This is a genomic window from Pseudolactococcus plantarum (genome assembly GCF_002441715.1).
In the GTDB taxonomy this organism is placed as follows: domain Bacteria; phylum Bacillota; class Bacilli; order Lactobacillales; family Streptococcaceae; genus Pseudolactococcus; species Pseudolactococcus plantarum.
Genome location: NZ_JXJX01000004.1, coordinates 96406 through 112376, shown reverse-complemented (window position 1 = coordinate 112376; position 15971 = coordinate 96406). Strand labels below are relative to the sequence as shown.

Genomic DNA, 15971 nt, shown 5'->3' with positions numbered 1-15971 from the left:
AATTATTATTAGCACATTTAGGAAAGGAATCTTATGCTTAGAACACAATTTGAAGAAGAATTAAATAAGTTACATAATCAATTTTATTCTATGGGAACACAAGTTTCAGCACAAGTAAATAAAGCTGTTCGTGCTTTTGTCAGCCACGACCGAGATCTAGCTGAAGAAGTCATAGAAGATGATCAAGAAGTGAATGATCAAGAAACAAAATTAGAGAAAAAATCTCTAGAAATGATCGCGCTTCAGCAACCTGTTTCGCACGATTTGCGTACAATCATTACTGTTTTAAAAGCATCATCTGACTTGGAACGTATGGGAGACCATGCAGTTTCTATCGCCAAAGCAACAATCAACCTTAAAGGTGAAGAGCGTATTCATATTGTGGAATCTGATATTTCATTAATGGGTGAACGCGTTAAAGCAATTGTTGACGCATCTTTGAATGCTTATATTCAAGGTGACGATACACGTGCAAGAGAAATTGCAAGCTGGGATGATACTGTCAACCAAATGTACAGTGAAATTCAAAACAAAACGTTAACAGCTATGGAAGATAACAAAGAAACAATCACGACAGGTAAAGATTATTTGATGACAATCATTTATTTGGAGCGTATCGGTGATTATGCGAAAAACTTATGTGAGTGGATTGTATATCTTAAAACAGGTAAGATTGTAGAATTGTAAGCATCTAAAAAGACGACCAGTATCGCTTGGTCGTCTTTTTTTTATCTACTCTGTATTCAGGTCTGAGTCTTAGTGGTTGATTACTTTTAGACTATATCGTTTTTTGATGGTCTGAGTTGTAGTAACAAAATGACGAAAGTAAGGATGGTAAAGCTGATGTGAAGCCAAAAACCGTATAGATAAACGCCGAAAAAATCGTTATCTAGATATGTCCAGTTAATATAAGTGAGTATAAACTGTAAGTATGCCCCAAACAAAATACCGAGTGATAAATTGATTAACTGTTTCACCTTAAAGTAAGCCAACAATACGAATAAAATAGCTATGACGATAAAAGAGATGGCAGGTAGTTGCGACTTGATAATTTCGAAAAAATTGACGTTGTCTAACTGAAATGTTTGAGGATTTGGTTTTAAAGTAGCTGGTAAAAACAGCGAGAGAAACGAGAGGCTTAAGCATATGTATAATAATAAATATTTTTTCATAATTTTTTCTCCTATTTATACCTATGATAGATGATTTATATGATAATTGGTATTAGGATTATTAAAAGTGGTAATAGAAATAATTAATGACAGTATCGCAAAAAGTTGCCCATATTAAGATAGGATAGGAGTTAAGTTCACTGGCTGCTAGAGAGGTTAATGGTGTATCAATAAGAAAAAACACAGAGGACAGGTTAATGTCCTTTGTGTTTTTCATGCCGCTTTAGTTGTTTCAACTCAAATTTTCTTTGTTTTTGAACATCGCGCTGCTGCTTTGAGATGTGTTTTCGTAACATCTTTTGTTGCTCTTGTTGCAGTTTCAAGGCTTGTTGGGCCTTTTTACCAATACCTGTTTCACTTGCTTGTTTTTTTACCAACCTTTGCAAGCGTTTTGGGTTCAGCTTTTTATGATTAGCTAACTCTGCGGTTATTGGAGGGCTAAAGGTTAGGTGATGGAAATGGGTCAAAATAAAAGAATAAATCTCATCATCTTTAGGTTCCGAGCCAAAAGTTACTTTGGCTACCTCAAGCTTATCATCATACATTCTTTCAAAAATACCTACCCAAAAGGGATGTTCAAATACAATTGTGAGTCTAGCACTAACTCTAGTCACGACAATTCCTCCTATTTTCTTTTAATCAAAGAATGGACAACCTAGGAGGAGGGTTACTTACGATTGCTCGCTCTTGGACTACCAACCAAGACGTGTTTTTATCTTCAAGATAGATTATAACATATCATTAAAAAGAATGCGTCTCCTATTTTAAAACCGTAGTAGCTATCGACTGATGGACTAGATGATGTAAGCAGCAAGGTTTATATGCTATAATAATCATATGGAAAAATTAGAAAAATATGTAGCGTTTGATGTTGAATTCAACACGGTTGATGAGGTAGAACATCTCATCCAAATTTCTGCAGTCACTTTTGAGAATGGTGTTGAAATTGCAGCCTTTGACTCGTTTGTTTACTCAGATATCCCACTAAATTCTTTTGTCGTTGGCTTGACTGGGATTACTCAAGAAAAGGTTTTGACTGCACCAAAAGCATCAGTTGCGCTAGCAGAGTTAAAAGACTTTATCGGTGATCTGCCAGTTATTGGGTATAATTCCCATCAGTCAGACCTGCCCATCTTACTTGAAAACGGGTTAGATCTGTCTAAGGCATATCGATTAGATGTGTATGACATCGCTGATAGTATGCGCGATAATAAACTACACGGTATTAAAAATTTCCAGTTAAAATCGTTAGCCGAGTTTTTCGGTGTAGCAGAAAAAAATGCGCATAATGCTTTGGCAGATGCACGTATGACAGCAAAAATTTATGAAGCCATGAAAGACACGCAAGATGCAGAAGCGCTACTTGTTAAACAAAATGAAAAAATTGATGCTGATGACGATAATCCTTTCGCTAGTTTATCTGGCTTATTTTAACCTGTTTATCATAAGCATTAAAAAACGATCTGTTCAAGCAGATCGTTTTTTTTTTGATCAAATTGCGGTACTATCAGAAATAAAGAGCATATACATCTTAGTGATCTCTTGCGGACTTTCTTGTTTGCCACGTTTAATCCACAGCTGTAACATACCAAATATAGCATGAGACAGATAAGTTGTTCGATAGTCTATATTAACAGTAGACAATGATTTTTTACCATAATGTGGGATGATGACTGTTTCTAAGAATTTTTTTGTTTGCTGAATCAGATAGAGATGTATCTCTCGTGTGCCATTTTCTGAAAGAAAAGCAGATTCAAGTGAGTAGTCTGTTTCCAGTAAAGAAAATATTTCATAGATTGCAGTCGCTAAATCAGTACGATGTGTCTGAAATATGGTTGATATTTTCTTAAAAAAAGCCGATTGATACTCATCAACCAGTTGATACTTATCTTGATAGTGTGTATAGAAATTTGAGCGACTAACGCCAGCACGTTTGACTAATTCTGTCGTCGTAATTAAGTCAAAAGACTTCTCCTGTAGTAACTCAATCATAGCATTTTTAATGGCTTGTTTAGTTTTAATAATACGAATATCTGTCATATGAAACCCCTTTCTAATGCGGTTTATGAACAAAAGTGAACAGAGTGTCCAGTTATGCGTAGAAAAATCTTGAATTATCTTTTACAAGTATTATAATAAAAAAGGTAAACAAAGACAAGGTGTCCAAAAAATAAAAACAAGGAGAAAGTCATGTTCAAAAAAGAGTGGCAAGCAATACTAAAAAATAAATTGTTCATCGGCATTATCATTTCGCTGATGCTGATACCAGCATTATATAATCTTATCTTTTTAAGTTCTATGTGGGATCCATATGGTAAGCTATCAGATTTGTCAGTTGCAGTCGTCAATCAAGATAAATCCGCTCAGCTTAATGGTAAAGCAATTAATCTAGGTAAAGCAGTAACTGATAACATGGTTGAGGGTAAAGCATTAGATTACCATGTTGTGACAGATGATACGGCCCAAAAAGGTTTGAAAAATGGTGACTATTTTATGGTCGTAACTTTCCCTAGTGACTTTTCAGAGAATGCTGGCAGTTTAGTAGGAAATGAACCGAAGAAGACGACCATCCATTATCAAACATCTGTAGGGCATAACTTTATCGCCAGTAAGATGAGTGATTCTGCGATGGAGAAACTCAAACAAAGTGTTGCTAACAATATTACAGAAACCTATACAAAAACGATTTTTAAAAATCTATCTACACTATCGACAGGTGTAGGTAAAGCAGCTGATGGCAGTGGTCAATTGGTTAACGGTAGTAAAGACTTAGCATCAGGCTCAAATGAGATTACGACAAATCTAGCTAAGTTATCAGAGTCAAGTTTAGCCTTTAAAGATGGTGCAGATACACTAAACGTTGGTTTAGGACAATACGTGGCAGGTGTCAATACACTCAAAGCTGGTACAGGTGAGTTTAAAACAGCTGTATCTAGTTATACTGATGGTGCGGCCCAACTTGCTAATGGCACCAACCAACTCGCAACAGGTACAGCAGGTTTAGCAGCAGGTGCTGCAGAGCTGTCAAATGGCGTCTCACGAATCAATGAATTAGTTGATGGTAGTGCTAAACTGAGTAATGGTCTCCAAGAGTTGTCAGGTAATATTGATACCAATAAACTAAATGATTTGAAGAACGGGATTGCACAGCTTCAAACTGGACTTGATGCCTACAATGAAAGTGTACAACATGATCAATCTCCACAAGGACAAGCAATTGTCAATGATCTAAAAGTATTAGTAGTGAATATTGGTACAATACAAGCTCAACAGACAAATAAATTGACACAACTTAAAGCTACAAAAGCCTATCAGGATAATCCAAGTGAGCAAGCAACACTTGAAGGATTGATATCAGTATCTCCAGAACTGATTAATAATCTATCATCAGCAGTAGCAGATATACAAACACAACTGCAACAACTGCAAGATAAGCAAGTTTACAATAAAAGAGTAGTCGCAGACATAACAAATGGAGCAGCAGAAGCTTTAAAAGGTGCTACAGGGACGATTGATGGCTTGACAACGGTTAAAGCAACTCTAGATCAAGCACTCATACCAGGTGCTGGACAATTAGCTTCTGGTATTGCACAACTAAATACTCAGTTAACAACAGGTACAGCACAGTTATCTGCTGGTGCAGCGAAACTAAACGACTCAACTGCCCAGCTTAATACTGGTGCCCAATCACTAGTGAGCCATAATGCAGAGTTGACATCAGGTAGTGCAAAACTAGCAGACGGTGCCAACCAATTAACACAAAATGCTCCTGCATTACTTGGCGGTGTTGGCAAATTAGCGAGTGGTGCAAGTCAACTCTCTGATGGATCAGGGAAACTTGCGACAGGTAGTGGCACATTAACAAGTGGTATCAACTCACTCACAACGGGTGCCACAACGCTTAACAGTGGTCTCCTAGATGCCAAGACAAAACTTGCTGCAAATCAAACAACAGACACAAATGCGGCAAAAATCGCTAGTCCTGTTCAGTTAGCACATACCGATCAGGATAAGTCTGCTAATAATGGGACTGGTATGGCCCCTTATATGATGGCAGTTGCCTTATTTGTTGGTGCGATTAGTACGAATATGATTATCTCAGGCTCTTTATCTGGTGCTTTGCCTAAGAGTCGTAAAGATTATCTATTAGGCAGAATCGGGGTTAATGGCTTAATCTCATTGGGATCAGGTACGCTAGTTTATCTAGCAGTTCATATTCTTGGCTTATCAGCTAATCATGAGGTCATGATGTTTGGTTTTACACTACTCGTCTCATTTTGTTTCATGATGGTTGTCACATTCTTGAATACATGGCTTGGTAAACCAGGCGCATTTCTCACCTTGATCCTCCTTTTGCTACAATTAGGTGCAAGTGCTGGGACATATCCACTCGCCTTAACTAGCAAGTTCTTCCAAGTATTAAATCCTTGGATGCCAATGACATATGCTGTTTCAGGATTTAGAGAGGTCATTTCTCTGACAGGAAAAATCGGTCAAGAAACAACACTCTTACTCGTGTTATCAAGTGTACTTGTTATCTTAATCGGGTTAACAGGATACAAAAAAGCAAAATCTTAAGCAGATTTTGCTTTTTTTATATGATACCTATAACAATAAATTAGCTAATGTTTTCGCGACGCCATCTTCATCATTTGTATACCCGATTTGTTCAGTTGCATGAGGCAGTAGGATATCACTTGCGTTTTTCATCGCATAGCCAGTACCTGCAAATGATAGCATTTCGACATCATTGTGTTCATCACCAAAAGCGATTAGATTTGCAACATCTTGACCAGTCACGTCTAGATAATGTGCTAGGGCGGAAGCTTTTGACACACCTTTAGGCACAATCTCTAAAATACCATTTTCACCACCCCAAGCACTGATGTTGAAGCGATTGTTGAAATAGGCATTAATCTGTTTCGCGAGTGCCAGTTTATCAGTAAAACACGTCTGCAGTAAAATGGCATTTGGATCATCATCAAGCTTTGCGATCTGCATTTGATGGTAGGCTTGAAAACTATCTATTCCAAAAATGCGTGGATTTGCTTTATCAAAAGAATTGATGAAAAACTTACGACGGAATTCTGCAGCTAAAAAATCAAGTCCGAATTTTTCTTGAGCCTTAATCAGCTCAAACACGATGGCTTTATCCACGTGTTTAGCTTGTGCCTCAGGCCATTTTTCACCAGGAATTGAGATCATTGCACCATTAAAATTAATCATGGGTGTTTTGAGCTCTAGCTGATGGTAGATATCCACAGCCATACGATATGGACGACCTGTTGCGATAATAATATCATGACCTTTATCTTGCACTTGTTTAAAAATATGTTTTGTGTAATCAGAGACAGTGACACCATCAGAGTGAAGTGTCGTCCCATCAAGGTCAATTGCGATAATTTTTTTATCTAGCATGTGTTACCACTACATGAATCTAGTATGTCAAAAGATTCAAGCCTTTCTATACCTATGAGGTTGTTTGGTTACATGTTATGTCCACTGTAACACGTCATTTTTCTGTGCTTGAGTGACAAGCTAACAGTATTTATTATAGCATGTTTATGATATATCTTCAGGATATGCAAAAAATAAAGTAACATAGTTATTAAAATCCGAACAATTAACTTTAAATTAATCATCATCTAAGCCAATAGATTGCAACTGTATCAGGTATCTATTAAAATAGTTAAGTAATGAATTATTGAATTTTATTTATAGAAAAGGAATAGTTATGGATAAGTTTTTTAAACTTAAAGAGAATGGTACAACAGTTAGTCGAGAGATTATAGCTGGTATCACAACATTTTTTGCGATGAGCTATATCTTGTTTGTTAACCCATCGATTTTGTCACAGACAGGGATGAACTATCAAGCAGTATTTTTAGCAACAATCATTGCCTCTATCATCGGTACCTTAATCATGGGATTATTTGCCAATGTACCGTATGCACAAGCACCAGGTATGGGCTTAAATGCCTTCTTTACCTTTACAGTTGTATTTGGTCTAGGGTATTCTTGGCAACAAGCGCTTGCCATGGTTTTCATCTGTGGCTTGATTAACATTTTAATTACAGTTACAAAAATTCGTAAATTAATCATCCAATCAATTCCTGAAAGCTTACAACATGCTATCGGTGGTGGTATTGGTGTATTTATCGCCTATATCGGAATTAAATCAGCTGGATTACTACATTTCACGATTGACCCAGGAACATATACGGTTATCGGAAAAGGTGCTGAAAAAGGTAAAGCAACGATTGATGCTGGGGCATCTGCGGTACCTGCCTTGGTTAACTTTAACCAACCAGCAGTTTTGATTGGTATTGTTGGTATCATCATTACAGCTGTGCTAGTTGTCAGAAATTTCAAGGGTGCGATTCTGGTTTCTATCGTTATCACAACAATTTTAGCGATAATTTTTGGTGTTGTAGATCTAGGATCAATTGATTTTAAAGGAAATTCACTTGGTTCTGCGATTAACAGTCTTGGTGATACATTTGGTGCGGCGTTTAGCCATGCTGGTATGGGCTCATTATTCTCAGATTCTGCTAAAATTCCACAAGTCTTGATGACGATTTTAGCTTTCTCACTTTCTGATACATTTGATACAATCGGTACCTTTATCGGAACTGGTCGTCAAACAGGTATTTTCTCTGCAGAAGATGAAAAATCACTTGAAAATGGTTCAGGTTTCTCATCTAAAATGGATAAAGCCTTGTTTGCAGATGCAACAGCTACCTCTATCGGTGCAATCTTTGGGACGTCAAATACAACAACATATGTAGAGTCAGCAGCCGGTATTGGTGCTGGTGGACGTACTGGGTTAACTTCAGTCGTTACAGCGATTTGTTTCTTGTTATCATCTGTTTTCTTACCATTTATCTCTATCGTACCGAACGCTGCGACAGCACCAGTATTAATTGTTGTTGGTGTCATGATGCTTGGGTCATTTAAAGAAATCGATTGGACTAATTTAGAAGATGCGATTCCAGCATTCTTTGCTTCAATCTTTATGGGATTTGCATATAGTATCTCTTACGGTATTGCTGCAGGATTTATCTTCTACACAATCATCAAAGTGGCTAAAGGTAAAATAAAAGAAGTTAGTCCAGTTATCTGGGTGGTAGATGTCTTATTCATCTTAAACTTTATTATCCTGGCAACGATATAATAGCAAGCTAGTATAACTTACCGATATTCATACAATACTTAAAAAACGCACATTTTGTTTATTTAAATTTAAATAGGTGTGTGTTTTTGTATGGGAAAAAATATCCCATTTTTATAAGTGAACATTATTAATAAGAAGCATCTCAGGTATGGAATATCACATAAAATTAACCTTAAGATGGCATTTTCATTGATTGAGTAGAGTTGAGATGTTAGCGAATACTAATAAGAGTCAAAACTATAATGACTCATTGATCTACTAGGTATAATGTATCAATAGTTGATGTAATTGATGATATAATGGTAAAGTATTTAAATTATATAGTGGAGTGTATTATGGGAATCATATTTAAACTGTTGACGAAGAAAATAGCCTTAGGCTGGTTGATCTTAATTGCAATTTTATTTTTGCTTTATCCATCATATTTAGCGTATTCAGTAAAAGAGGGCGAAAAAAGCAAATCTTACTCAATGGTAAAATATCTTGAAGAAGCCAATGAGACTGTCTTTATTAATGTCGGGATACAGTCAATAGAGACTCAGTCGAATAATACGAGTATCCCTTGGACAAAGATTGGTATTCCTTTGACTGAAAAGAAAGCGATTATCATTCTAAACTATCAGGCAAAATTAGGTATTAAAAAACCAGTTAAAATTAAAAAAATCAGTGAAAATAAATATACTATTGTAGTACCTGCTTATGATGTTATAGGTATAGAATTAGATAAAAAAGTTCCTTATCAACTTTATGATATGTCTGGTGATTTGTTAAGTATATCAACTGAAGATATCGATACAGGACAACTAGTGACCAATAAATTGAGTACTAAAAAACAAAAAATGTATCTAACGAAGTATAAGGATCAAATGAATAGTTCAGCAAAGACGTATTATAAAACACTGTTTCAAGGGATTGATAAAAATGCAAAATTAGAATTTACTTTTGAATAAGCCGAATCAATTTTATCATGTTTAAAAATCTAACAATCGGTTATCAACGAGCATCATGTTTTAATTGATTAGCAAGTCTAGATTTTTTTCATTAGTTTTCAATTTTTATTAGCAAATAGTAAAGCACTTGTAAAGTTTTACAGGTGTTTTTTTGATATAATTTAGAAGATAGGAATTGTATTGTTAAATAAAGAAAGTAGGTCAAGTTTTGACTTTAACACATAGAAGAAAAACACGTGCTGTCATGGTCGGCACAGGTGAAAACGCAGTAGTAATCGGTGGACGTAATAAGGTTATCTTACAGTCCATGTGTATGACAAAAACACAAGATGTGGCAGCAACAGTTGAGCAAATTCATCAGCTGGAAGAAGCAGGCTGTCAGATGGTTCGTGTTGCGGTACCTGATATGGAAGCTGCACTTGCGATTAAAGACATTAAAGCACAGATTAATATTCCCTTAGTTGCAGATATTCATTTTGATTATCGCCTAGCCTTACAAGCGATTGAATCTGGTGTGGATAAAATTCGGATTAATCCAGGTAATATAGGTCGTAAAGACCGCGTTGCTAAAGTTGTAGAAGCCTGTAAAGCAAAACAAATTCCGATCAGAATCGGTGTGAATGCTGGATCATTAGAAAAGAAATTCTTACAAAAATATGGCTATCCGACTGCTCAAGGGATGTTAGAATCAGCGATTGAGCATGTAGAGATATTAGAAGAACTAGATTTTCATGATATTATCATCTCGATGAAGGCGTCTAATGTTGAATTAGCATTAGAAGCTTACAAATTAGCAGCAGAACGCTTTGAGTATCCACTTCATCTTGGTATCACAGAAGCAGGACCGTTATTTTCAGGCTCTGTGAAATCAGCTGCGGGTATGGGTGCATTACTCTCTTTAGGGATAGGGGATACCATGCGTATTTCTTTGTCAGCTGATCCTCGTGAAGAGATTAAAGTCGGCCGTGAGGTCCTAAAATCTTTCGGTTTGATTGATAATGCAGCGACACTTGTCTCATGTCCAACTTGTGGTCGTATCGAAATTGATTTAATTCCGATCGCTCAAGAATTAGAAGCGTATATCGAAAATATCAAAGCTCCGATTACAGTTGCGATACTTGGCTGTGGGGTAAATGGTCCTGGTGAAGCGCGTGAAGCAGATATCGGTCTTGCTGGCGGTGCTGGTAAAGGCATGTTGTTTAAAAAAGGTAAAATCATCAAAACAGTCGATGAGGCTGTGATGCTAACAGAATTTAAAGCAGAGATTGATGCCATGTATAAACTATATCAAGAAACTGGTAAACTACATGTAGAGACTGATGAGCCAGTGACATTAGATGAAGATTAATAAAGTGAGTCATCGTGTTCTAGCAGATTAGTTAGTCGAAACAAGGAGGAAAGTTTTGGACCAATTTAATGTCGATAACTTATTTTGGATACGACAACCCCAACAATTTACTATCTCTGATCAGGAAATTACGATAATGAGCGAGCCGCATACAGACTTGTGGCAACGTACCTATTATGGGTTTCAAAATGATAATGCACCCGTTTTACAGCTCAAAACTGAAGAAAAATATTTTTCATTTACTGTCAAAACGGTATTTAACAGTAAACAGCGTTTTGATCAATGTGGCATCGTTATCTATTTAGATGCGGAAAACTGGCTAAAAGCCTCTAGCGAGTATGAAAACGACCAGTTTCAGCGTTTAGGCAGTGTGGTGACAAATCAAGGCTATTCTGATTGGGCAACGCTTGATATCTCTTCTGATATCGATACGGTTTGGTATCGATTAAGTAGGCGAGAGAGTGATTATTGTATCGAATATAGTTTTGATGGGGTGAGTTTCAAACAATTGCGAATTTGTCATCTTGTCAAGGGAAATGCTGAGATCCAGTTTGGTCTTTATGCCTGTAGTCCAGAAGATAGTTCATTTGAAGCTAAATTTTCATCTTTTGATCTTGGTCCTTGTCTATGGGAAGCACACCACTAATATTAGTAAAACACAACAAACCAGCTATGTTTGGGATCAAGTGTCTATCACTTGATCTTTTTTTTTACATATATAGCACCTTTTTTCTAATTAAAAAATAATTAGTTTCTTATAAACTCTGTAGCAACTAGCTATTATACAAACAAAACAAATCATGAGGCTTAGTTAATGATATTAAACCCGAACAATAGGGGGTTGTTGTTGATAAAAATAAAGAAATTAAGTATGTTTCATGAAATGATAAGTGTAAAATAAGAGACATAGACTATTACTAAAGTATACGTTGACATGGTCAAAACATATGATCAAGTATCAGAAAAATAAAAGAATGGTGTAAAATGACTTACGAAGTAAAATCACTTAATGAAGAATGTGGCTTGTTTGGTATCTGGGGACACCCTGATGCTGCAAAACTGACTTATTTTGGCTTACATGCCTTACAACATCGAGGACAAGAAGGCGCAGGAATTATCGCTAATAATGACGGACAGCTTAAAGGACATAGAGATTTAGGGCTTTTATCTGACGTGTTTAAAGATGAGAAACAGTTTGATCGCCTAGCAGGTAAAGCTGCTATAGGGCATGTCAGATATGCAACAGCAGGATCTGCATCAATCGATAACGTACAACCTTTTTTATTCAATTTCCATGATGCTCAGTTTGGCCTTTGTCATAATGGTAATTTAACAAATACCAGAACATTAAAACGTGATTTGGAGTCAAAAGGAGCTATTTTCCATAGTAATTCGGATACTGAAATTCTCATGCATCTGATTCGACGAGGGTATTCAGTAGGCTTGTTGGATAATGTGAAATCAGCATTGAATACAGTTAAAGGTGGCTTTGCTTATCTTTTGATGACTGAGGATAAAATCATCGCTGCCCTAGATCCTAATGGATTTAGACCGCTTGCGATAGGACGTCTTGTCAATGGCGCTTATGTGATTGCTAGTGAAACTTGTGCACTAGATGTTGTTGGGGCAACTTTTGTTCAAGATGTCTTACCGGGTCAAATCGTAATTATAGATGATGCAGGGATTCATATCGATAGCTATACGACAGAGGCTGATCTAAAAATATGTAGTATGGAATTTATCTATTTTGCTCGACCTGATAGTAATATATACGGCGTTAATGTTCATACTGCTCGAAAAAATATGGGACGAATCTTAGCAAAAGAAAATCCAAATATCGAAGCTGATATTGTTGTGGGAGTTCCTAACTCATCATTATCAGCAGCTTCTGGATTTGCTGAAGAATCAGGCTTACCTTATGAAATGGGCCTAGTCAAAAATCAATATATCCAACGTACCTTTATCCAGCCAACACAAGAACTCAGAGAACAGGGCGTTCGAATGAAATTGTCTGGTGTTAGAAGTGTTGTTGCCGGTAAAAGAGTTGTCATGGTTGATGATTCGATCGTACGTGGGACAACCTCTAAACGTATCGTTGCTTTACTTAAAGCTGCGGGTGCAGCAGAAGTGCATGTCGTGATTGCGAGCCCACCACTTGCCTATCCTTGTTTTTATGGGATTGATATCCAGACACGTCAAGAATTGATTGCTGCAAATCACTCTGTATCTGAGATTAATGATATCATCGGATCAGATAGTTTACACTTCTTATCGATAGATGGCTTAAAAGCGGGGATTGGCTTAGGTGATCAAATCTGTACCTCATACTTTGATGGGATTTATCCAACGCCACTGTATGATTATGAAGCAGATTATAATCTTGGGTTAAAAGCAAAAGTATCATTTTATTAAGCGTTTAAAAGCTAGACAACTGCTTGCATCATTCACGCATATAGCTCATAAAAAAAGTTCAGGCTTTGTCTTATCAAGCTGAACTTTTTTAAGTTACGTAAACGGCTGAGAGGATTGCTATTACTGAGTTTGTGTGATAAGGCTATCTGCCTGTGTATGCTATAATAAAGGTATGAAGATTTTTCCAAAAGGCTTTAAGATAGGGGCTAGAACCATCAAAACTGTGATCGCAGCTAGCCTGGCTATCATGATTGCAGATATGCTCGGGTTACAATATGCAACAGCGGCAGGGATCATCGCTATTTTAAGTGTAGGAAACACTAAAAAATCGACTTATCAACTTGGTAAAAACCGCTTGTTGAATTTCCTCTTTGCCATGGTCTTTGCAACGATTCTGTTTAACCTTTTAGGCCATCATGTCCTAGTGTTTGCCTTATTTCTGTTGTTCTTTATTCCTTGTTCAGCTGCTTGGGGTATAGCGGAAGGCATTGCACCAAATGCAGTTTTGGTGACACATTTATTGGTTGCGCGAGATATTACACCTGATCTGTTACTCAACGAATTTTTACTGAATTTTATCGCGATTTCACTTGCTTTTTTAGTGAATTGGAAGATGCCTAATTTTCAAAATGAATTGACGATTAGAGAAAGACGAATTGAACATCATTTTCAAGATTTATTCAAACGGTTAAGTTTTATTTTGGATAAGCAGACAGAAAAAGAACACTTTCTACATAAAGTAGAAGATCTTGAAACCTATATCGCTGATAGTTTGGCACTCGCTAGAACACATATGGATAATAATCTGGTTGATCATGCCAGTCATAGTTATGATTATCTGACGATGCGAGCAAGACAAGTTGAGCTCTTTCGTGAATTAACTGAACTGCTTGTAGAGATTGATTTGCAGAGTCAGGCACAAACATTTGAGAAATTAAAAGGGTTATTGCTGGCTATCGGAGAAAATTATGGGCGAGACAACAATGCAAAGGCCTTGACGTCTCAGGCACAGGAAGTGCTTGCTTATTATCGTGCTAGTGACTTACCTAAAACACGACATGAATTCGAAGTACGCGCCCAACTGTTTCAGATACTACAACTGATTCAGTCCTTTATCCAAATCAAGTATGATTATGTTTTAGAGACGAGAGCGTGAAAGCTCTCATTTTATAGCTATACACATCAGATACTCATGAGTTTAGGTAATAGCTATTTTTGAATTTAGGGATAGAGATAGTCGCTAAGTTGTGAGGAGAGCATCACTCGAGGGAATGAATAAGTGCTTGAAAATGTCCCAGTTATCTGATAGAAGGAGACGAGACAAGATGTACGACTATGTTAATATGGCTTACCAGATCGCAAAAGCAGCACATAAAAATCAAGTCGATAAAGCAGGTGTTGCTTACATTCATCACCCAGAAACAGTTGCTGATCTTGTGACTGGAGATGCAGAAAAAGCAACAGCATATTTACATGATGTTTTAGAGGATACAAGCGTGACAGCGGATCAACTAAGAGAAGCAGGTATACCAGATGAAGTGATTTCAGCTGTAATTATCTTGACTAAACAAGCAGGTCAACATTATTTTGACTATTTGAAACAAGTAAAGGCTAATCAAATTGCCAGAGTTGTAAAAATCGCTGATTTGACACATAATAGTGATGTAGCTAGATTATCTAGCATGTCTGAGCAAGATAGGACTAGATTAGACAAGTATCGACAAGCACTCGTATTTTTAAAGCAAGTATGAGGCTATGAAGCAGTGTAGCTGTGTTGAGATAATCGCTATTGTTTAAGATAACAAAAAAAAGCGCTGGATAGCGCTTTTTGTTATTTCACAAACATGGCATCGCCAAAACTGAAAAATCGATAGTGTTCATCTATAGCATGTTGGTAGGCATCTAACACAAATTCCCGCCCTGCAAATGCTGAAACTAGCATGACAAGTGTCGATTTGGGCAGATGGAAATTAGTAGAGAATGCATCGACAACTTGAAATGTATAGCCAGGTTTAATAAAGATTTTTGTCCAATCACTATCAGCTTTAACTTGTCCATCAAATTTTTGTGCGACGGATTCAAGTGTACGGATAGATGTTGTACCAACGGCAATAACGCGTTTACCAGCTTTTTTAGTTGCATTAATCACATCAGCTGTTTCCTGTGGGAGGATATAGAACTCACTATGCATATCATGCTCTTCTATATTATCTACACTGACTGGACGAAAAGTGCCAAGTCCGACATGTAGCGTTACCCATGCAATATTAACACCTTTAGCTTTGATTTTATCAAGTAGGTCATCAGTAAAATGTAGGCCAGCAGTTGGTGCAGCAGCAGAGCCATTTTCCTTGGCATAGACGGTTTGATAGCGACCTTGATCAGCTAGTTTCTCATGGATATAAGGTGGCAGAGGCATCTCTCCTAAACTCTCAAGGACCTCCAAGAAAATACCATCATAATTAAATGTCACAATGCGACCACCATGGTCTAGCGAATCATCTATGACAGTAGCTGTCAGCCTACCATCCCCAAATTTTATAACTGTACCGTTCTTAAGTTTTTTTGCAGGTTTTGCAAGGACTTCCCAAGTATCATCGACTTTATTTTTTAATAGTAATAGCTCGATATGCCCACCTGTATCTGCTTTTTCTCCGTGAAGTCTAGCAGGGAGTACACGAGTATTATTTAGCACAAGTGTATCACCAGTGTGCAACTCATCGACAATATCAAAAAAGTGTTTATCTGCCATCGTATGTGTCGCTTTATCGATGACCAGTAACCGACTTTCAGAGCGATGTTCAAGAGGTGTTTGGGCGATTAGCGCCTCAGGTAAATCAAAATCAAATGCTTCAATATTCATAGTTTAAATTATATCATTTTTGATAAGTTAATGCTTGACAAATCACTAAAAA

At 36.9% G+C, this 15971-nt stretch carries 15 protein-coding genes; 10 read left to right on the top strand and 5 right to left on the bottom strand.

Annotated features, from left to right (window positions below):
- Positions 1-33 precede the first annotated feature (33 nt).
- Positions 34-687 (top strand): phosphate signaling complex protein PhoU, encoded by a 654-nt coding sequence (phoU, locus tag RU87_RS03380; protein ID WP_068160884.1) that lies wholly within the window; start codon positions 34-36, stop codon positions 685-687.
- 86 nt (positions 688-773) lie between these two features.
- On the opposite strand, the gene RU87_RS03375 is transcribed toward phoU, so the two are convergent.
- Both RU87_RS03375 and RU87_RS03370 read right to left on the bottom strand, forming a co-directional pair.
- Entirely contained in the window at positions 774-1172 is a 399-nt protein-coding gene (locus tag RU87_RS03375; protein WP_068160881.1) for a hypothetical protein, read from the bottom strand.
- Between the two features lie 194 nt (positions 1173-1366).
- Entirely contained in the window at positions 1367-1786 is a 420-nt protein-coding gene (locus RU87_RS03370; RefSeq protein WP_068160880.1) for a YjdF family protein, read from the bottom strand.
- A gap of 223 nt (positions 1787-2009) precedes the next feature.
- Here RU87_RS03370 and RU87_RS03365 point away from each other — a divergent pair, with 223 nt between their 5' ends.
- Positions 2010-2606 carry a 3'-5' exonuclease gene (locus RU87_RS03365; RefSeq protein ID WP_068160877.1) on the top strand — a complete coding sequence of 199 codons (597 nt, stop codon included), beginning with the start codon at positions 2010-2012 and terminating at the stop codon, positions 2604-2606.
- 57 nt (positions 2607-2663) lie between these two features.
- On the opposite strand, the gene RU87_RS03360 is transcribed toward RU87_RS03365, so the two are convergent.
- Positions 2664-3212 (bottom strand): TetR/AcrR family transcriptional regulator, encoded by a 549-nt coding sequence (locus RU87_RS03360; RefSeq protein WP_231860427.1) that lies wholly within the window; start codon positions 3210-3212, stop codon positions 2664-2666.
- Between the two features lie 150 nt (positions 3213-3362).
- Here RU87_RS03360 and RU87_RS03355 point away from each other — a divergent pair, with 150 nt between their 5' ends.
- Complete coding sequence (locus tag RU87_RS03355) at positions 3363-5750, top strand: YhgE/Pip domain-containing protein (RefSeq protein WP_068160874.1); 2388 nt, start codon at positions 3363-3365, stop codon at positions 5748-5750.
- Positions 5751-5777: 27 nt separating this feature from the next.
- Here the strand turns inward: RU87_RS03355 and RU87_RS03350 are convergent, their stop codons facing one another.
- Entirely contained in the window at positions 5778-6590 is an 813-nt protein-coding gene (locus tag RU87_RS03350; RefSeq protein WP_068160873.1) for a Cof-type HAD-IIB family hydrolase, read from the bottom strand.
- 316 nt (positions 6591-6906) lie between these two features.
- Between RU87_RS03350 and RU87_RS03345 the strand changes: the two genes are divergently transcribed.
- The 7 genes from RU87_RS03345 (at position 6907) to RU87_RS03315 (ending at position 14807) form a co-directional block, all read left to right on the top strand.
- Positions 6907-8346 carry an NCS2 family permease gene (locus RU87_RS03345; protein WP_068160870.1) on the top strand — a complete coding sequence of 480 codons (1440 nt, stop codon included), beginning with the start codon at positions 6907-6909 and terminating at the stop codon, positions 8344-8346.
- Positions 8347-8681: 335 nt separating this feature from the next.
- Entirely contained in the window at positions 8682-9296 is a 615-nt protein-coding gene (locus RU87_RS03340) for a DUF4230 domain-containing protein (RefSeq protein WP_068160869.1), read from the top strand.
- A 208-nt stretch (positions 9297-9504) separates the two neighbouring features.
- Positions 9505-10644, top strand: a complete 1140-nt coding sequence (ispG, locus tag RU87_RS03335) for a flavodoxin-dependent (E)-4-hydroxy-3-methylbut-2-enyl-diphosphate synthase (RefSeq protein ID WP_082782134.1) — start codon at positions 9505-9507, stop codon at positions 10642-10644.
- A gap of 55 nt (positions 10645-10699) precedes the next feature.
- Complete coding sequence (locus tag RU87_RS03330) at positions 10700-11290, top strand: DUF1349 domain-containing protein (RefSeq protein ID WP_068160866.1); 591 nt, start codon at positions 10700-10702, stop codon at positions 11288-11290.
- 338 nt (positions 11291-11628) lie between these two features.
- Complete coding sequence (purF, locus tag RU87_RS03325) at positions 11629-13056, top strand: amidophosphoribosyltransferase (protein WP_068160864.1); 1428 nt, start codon at positions 11629-11631, stop codon at positions 13054-13056.
- 172 nt (positions 13057-13228) lie between these two features.
- Complete coding sequence (locus RU87_RS03320) at positions 13229-14212, top strand: aromatic acid exporter family protein (protein ID WP_068160861.1); 984 nt, start codon at positions 13229-13231, stop codon at positions 14210-14212.
- 169 nt (positions 14213-14381) lie between these two features.
- On the top strand, positions 14382-14807 hold the full coding sequence (locus RU87_RS03315) for an HD domain-containing protein (RefSeq protein ID WP_068160855.1): 426 nt from the start codon (positions 14382-14384) through the stop codon (positions 14805-14807).
- Between the two features lie 80 nt (positions 14808-14887).
- Here the strand turns inward: RU87_RS03315 and queA are convergent, their stop codons facing one another.
- Complete coding sequence (queA, locus tag RU87_RS03310; protein WP_068160853.1) at positions 14888-15919, bottom strand: tRNA preQ1(34) S-adenosylmethionine ribosyltransferase-isomerase QueA; 1032 nt, start codon at positions 15917-15919, stop codon at positions 14888-14890.
- Between the last annotated feature and the right edge of the window lie 52 nt (positions 15920-15971).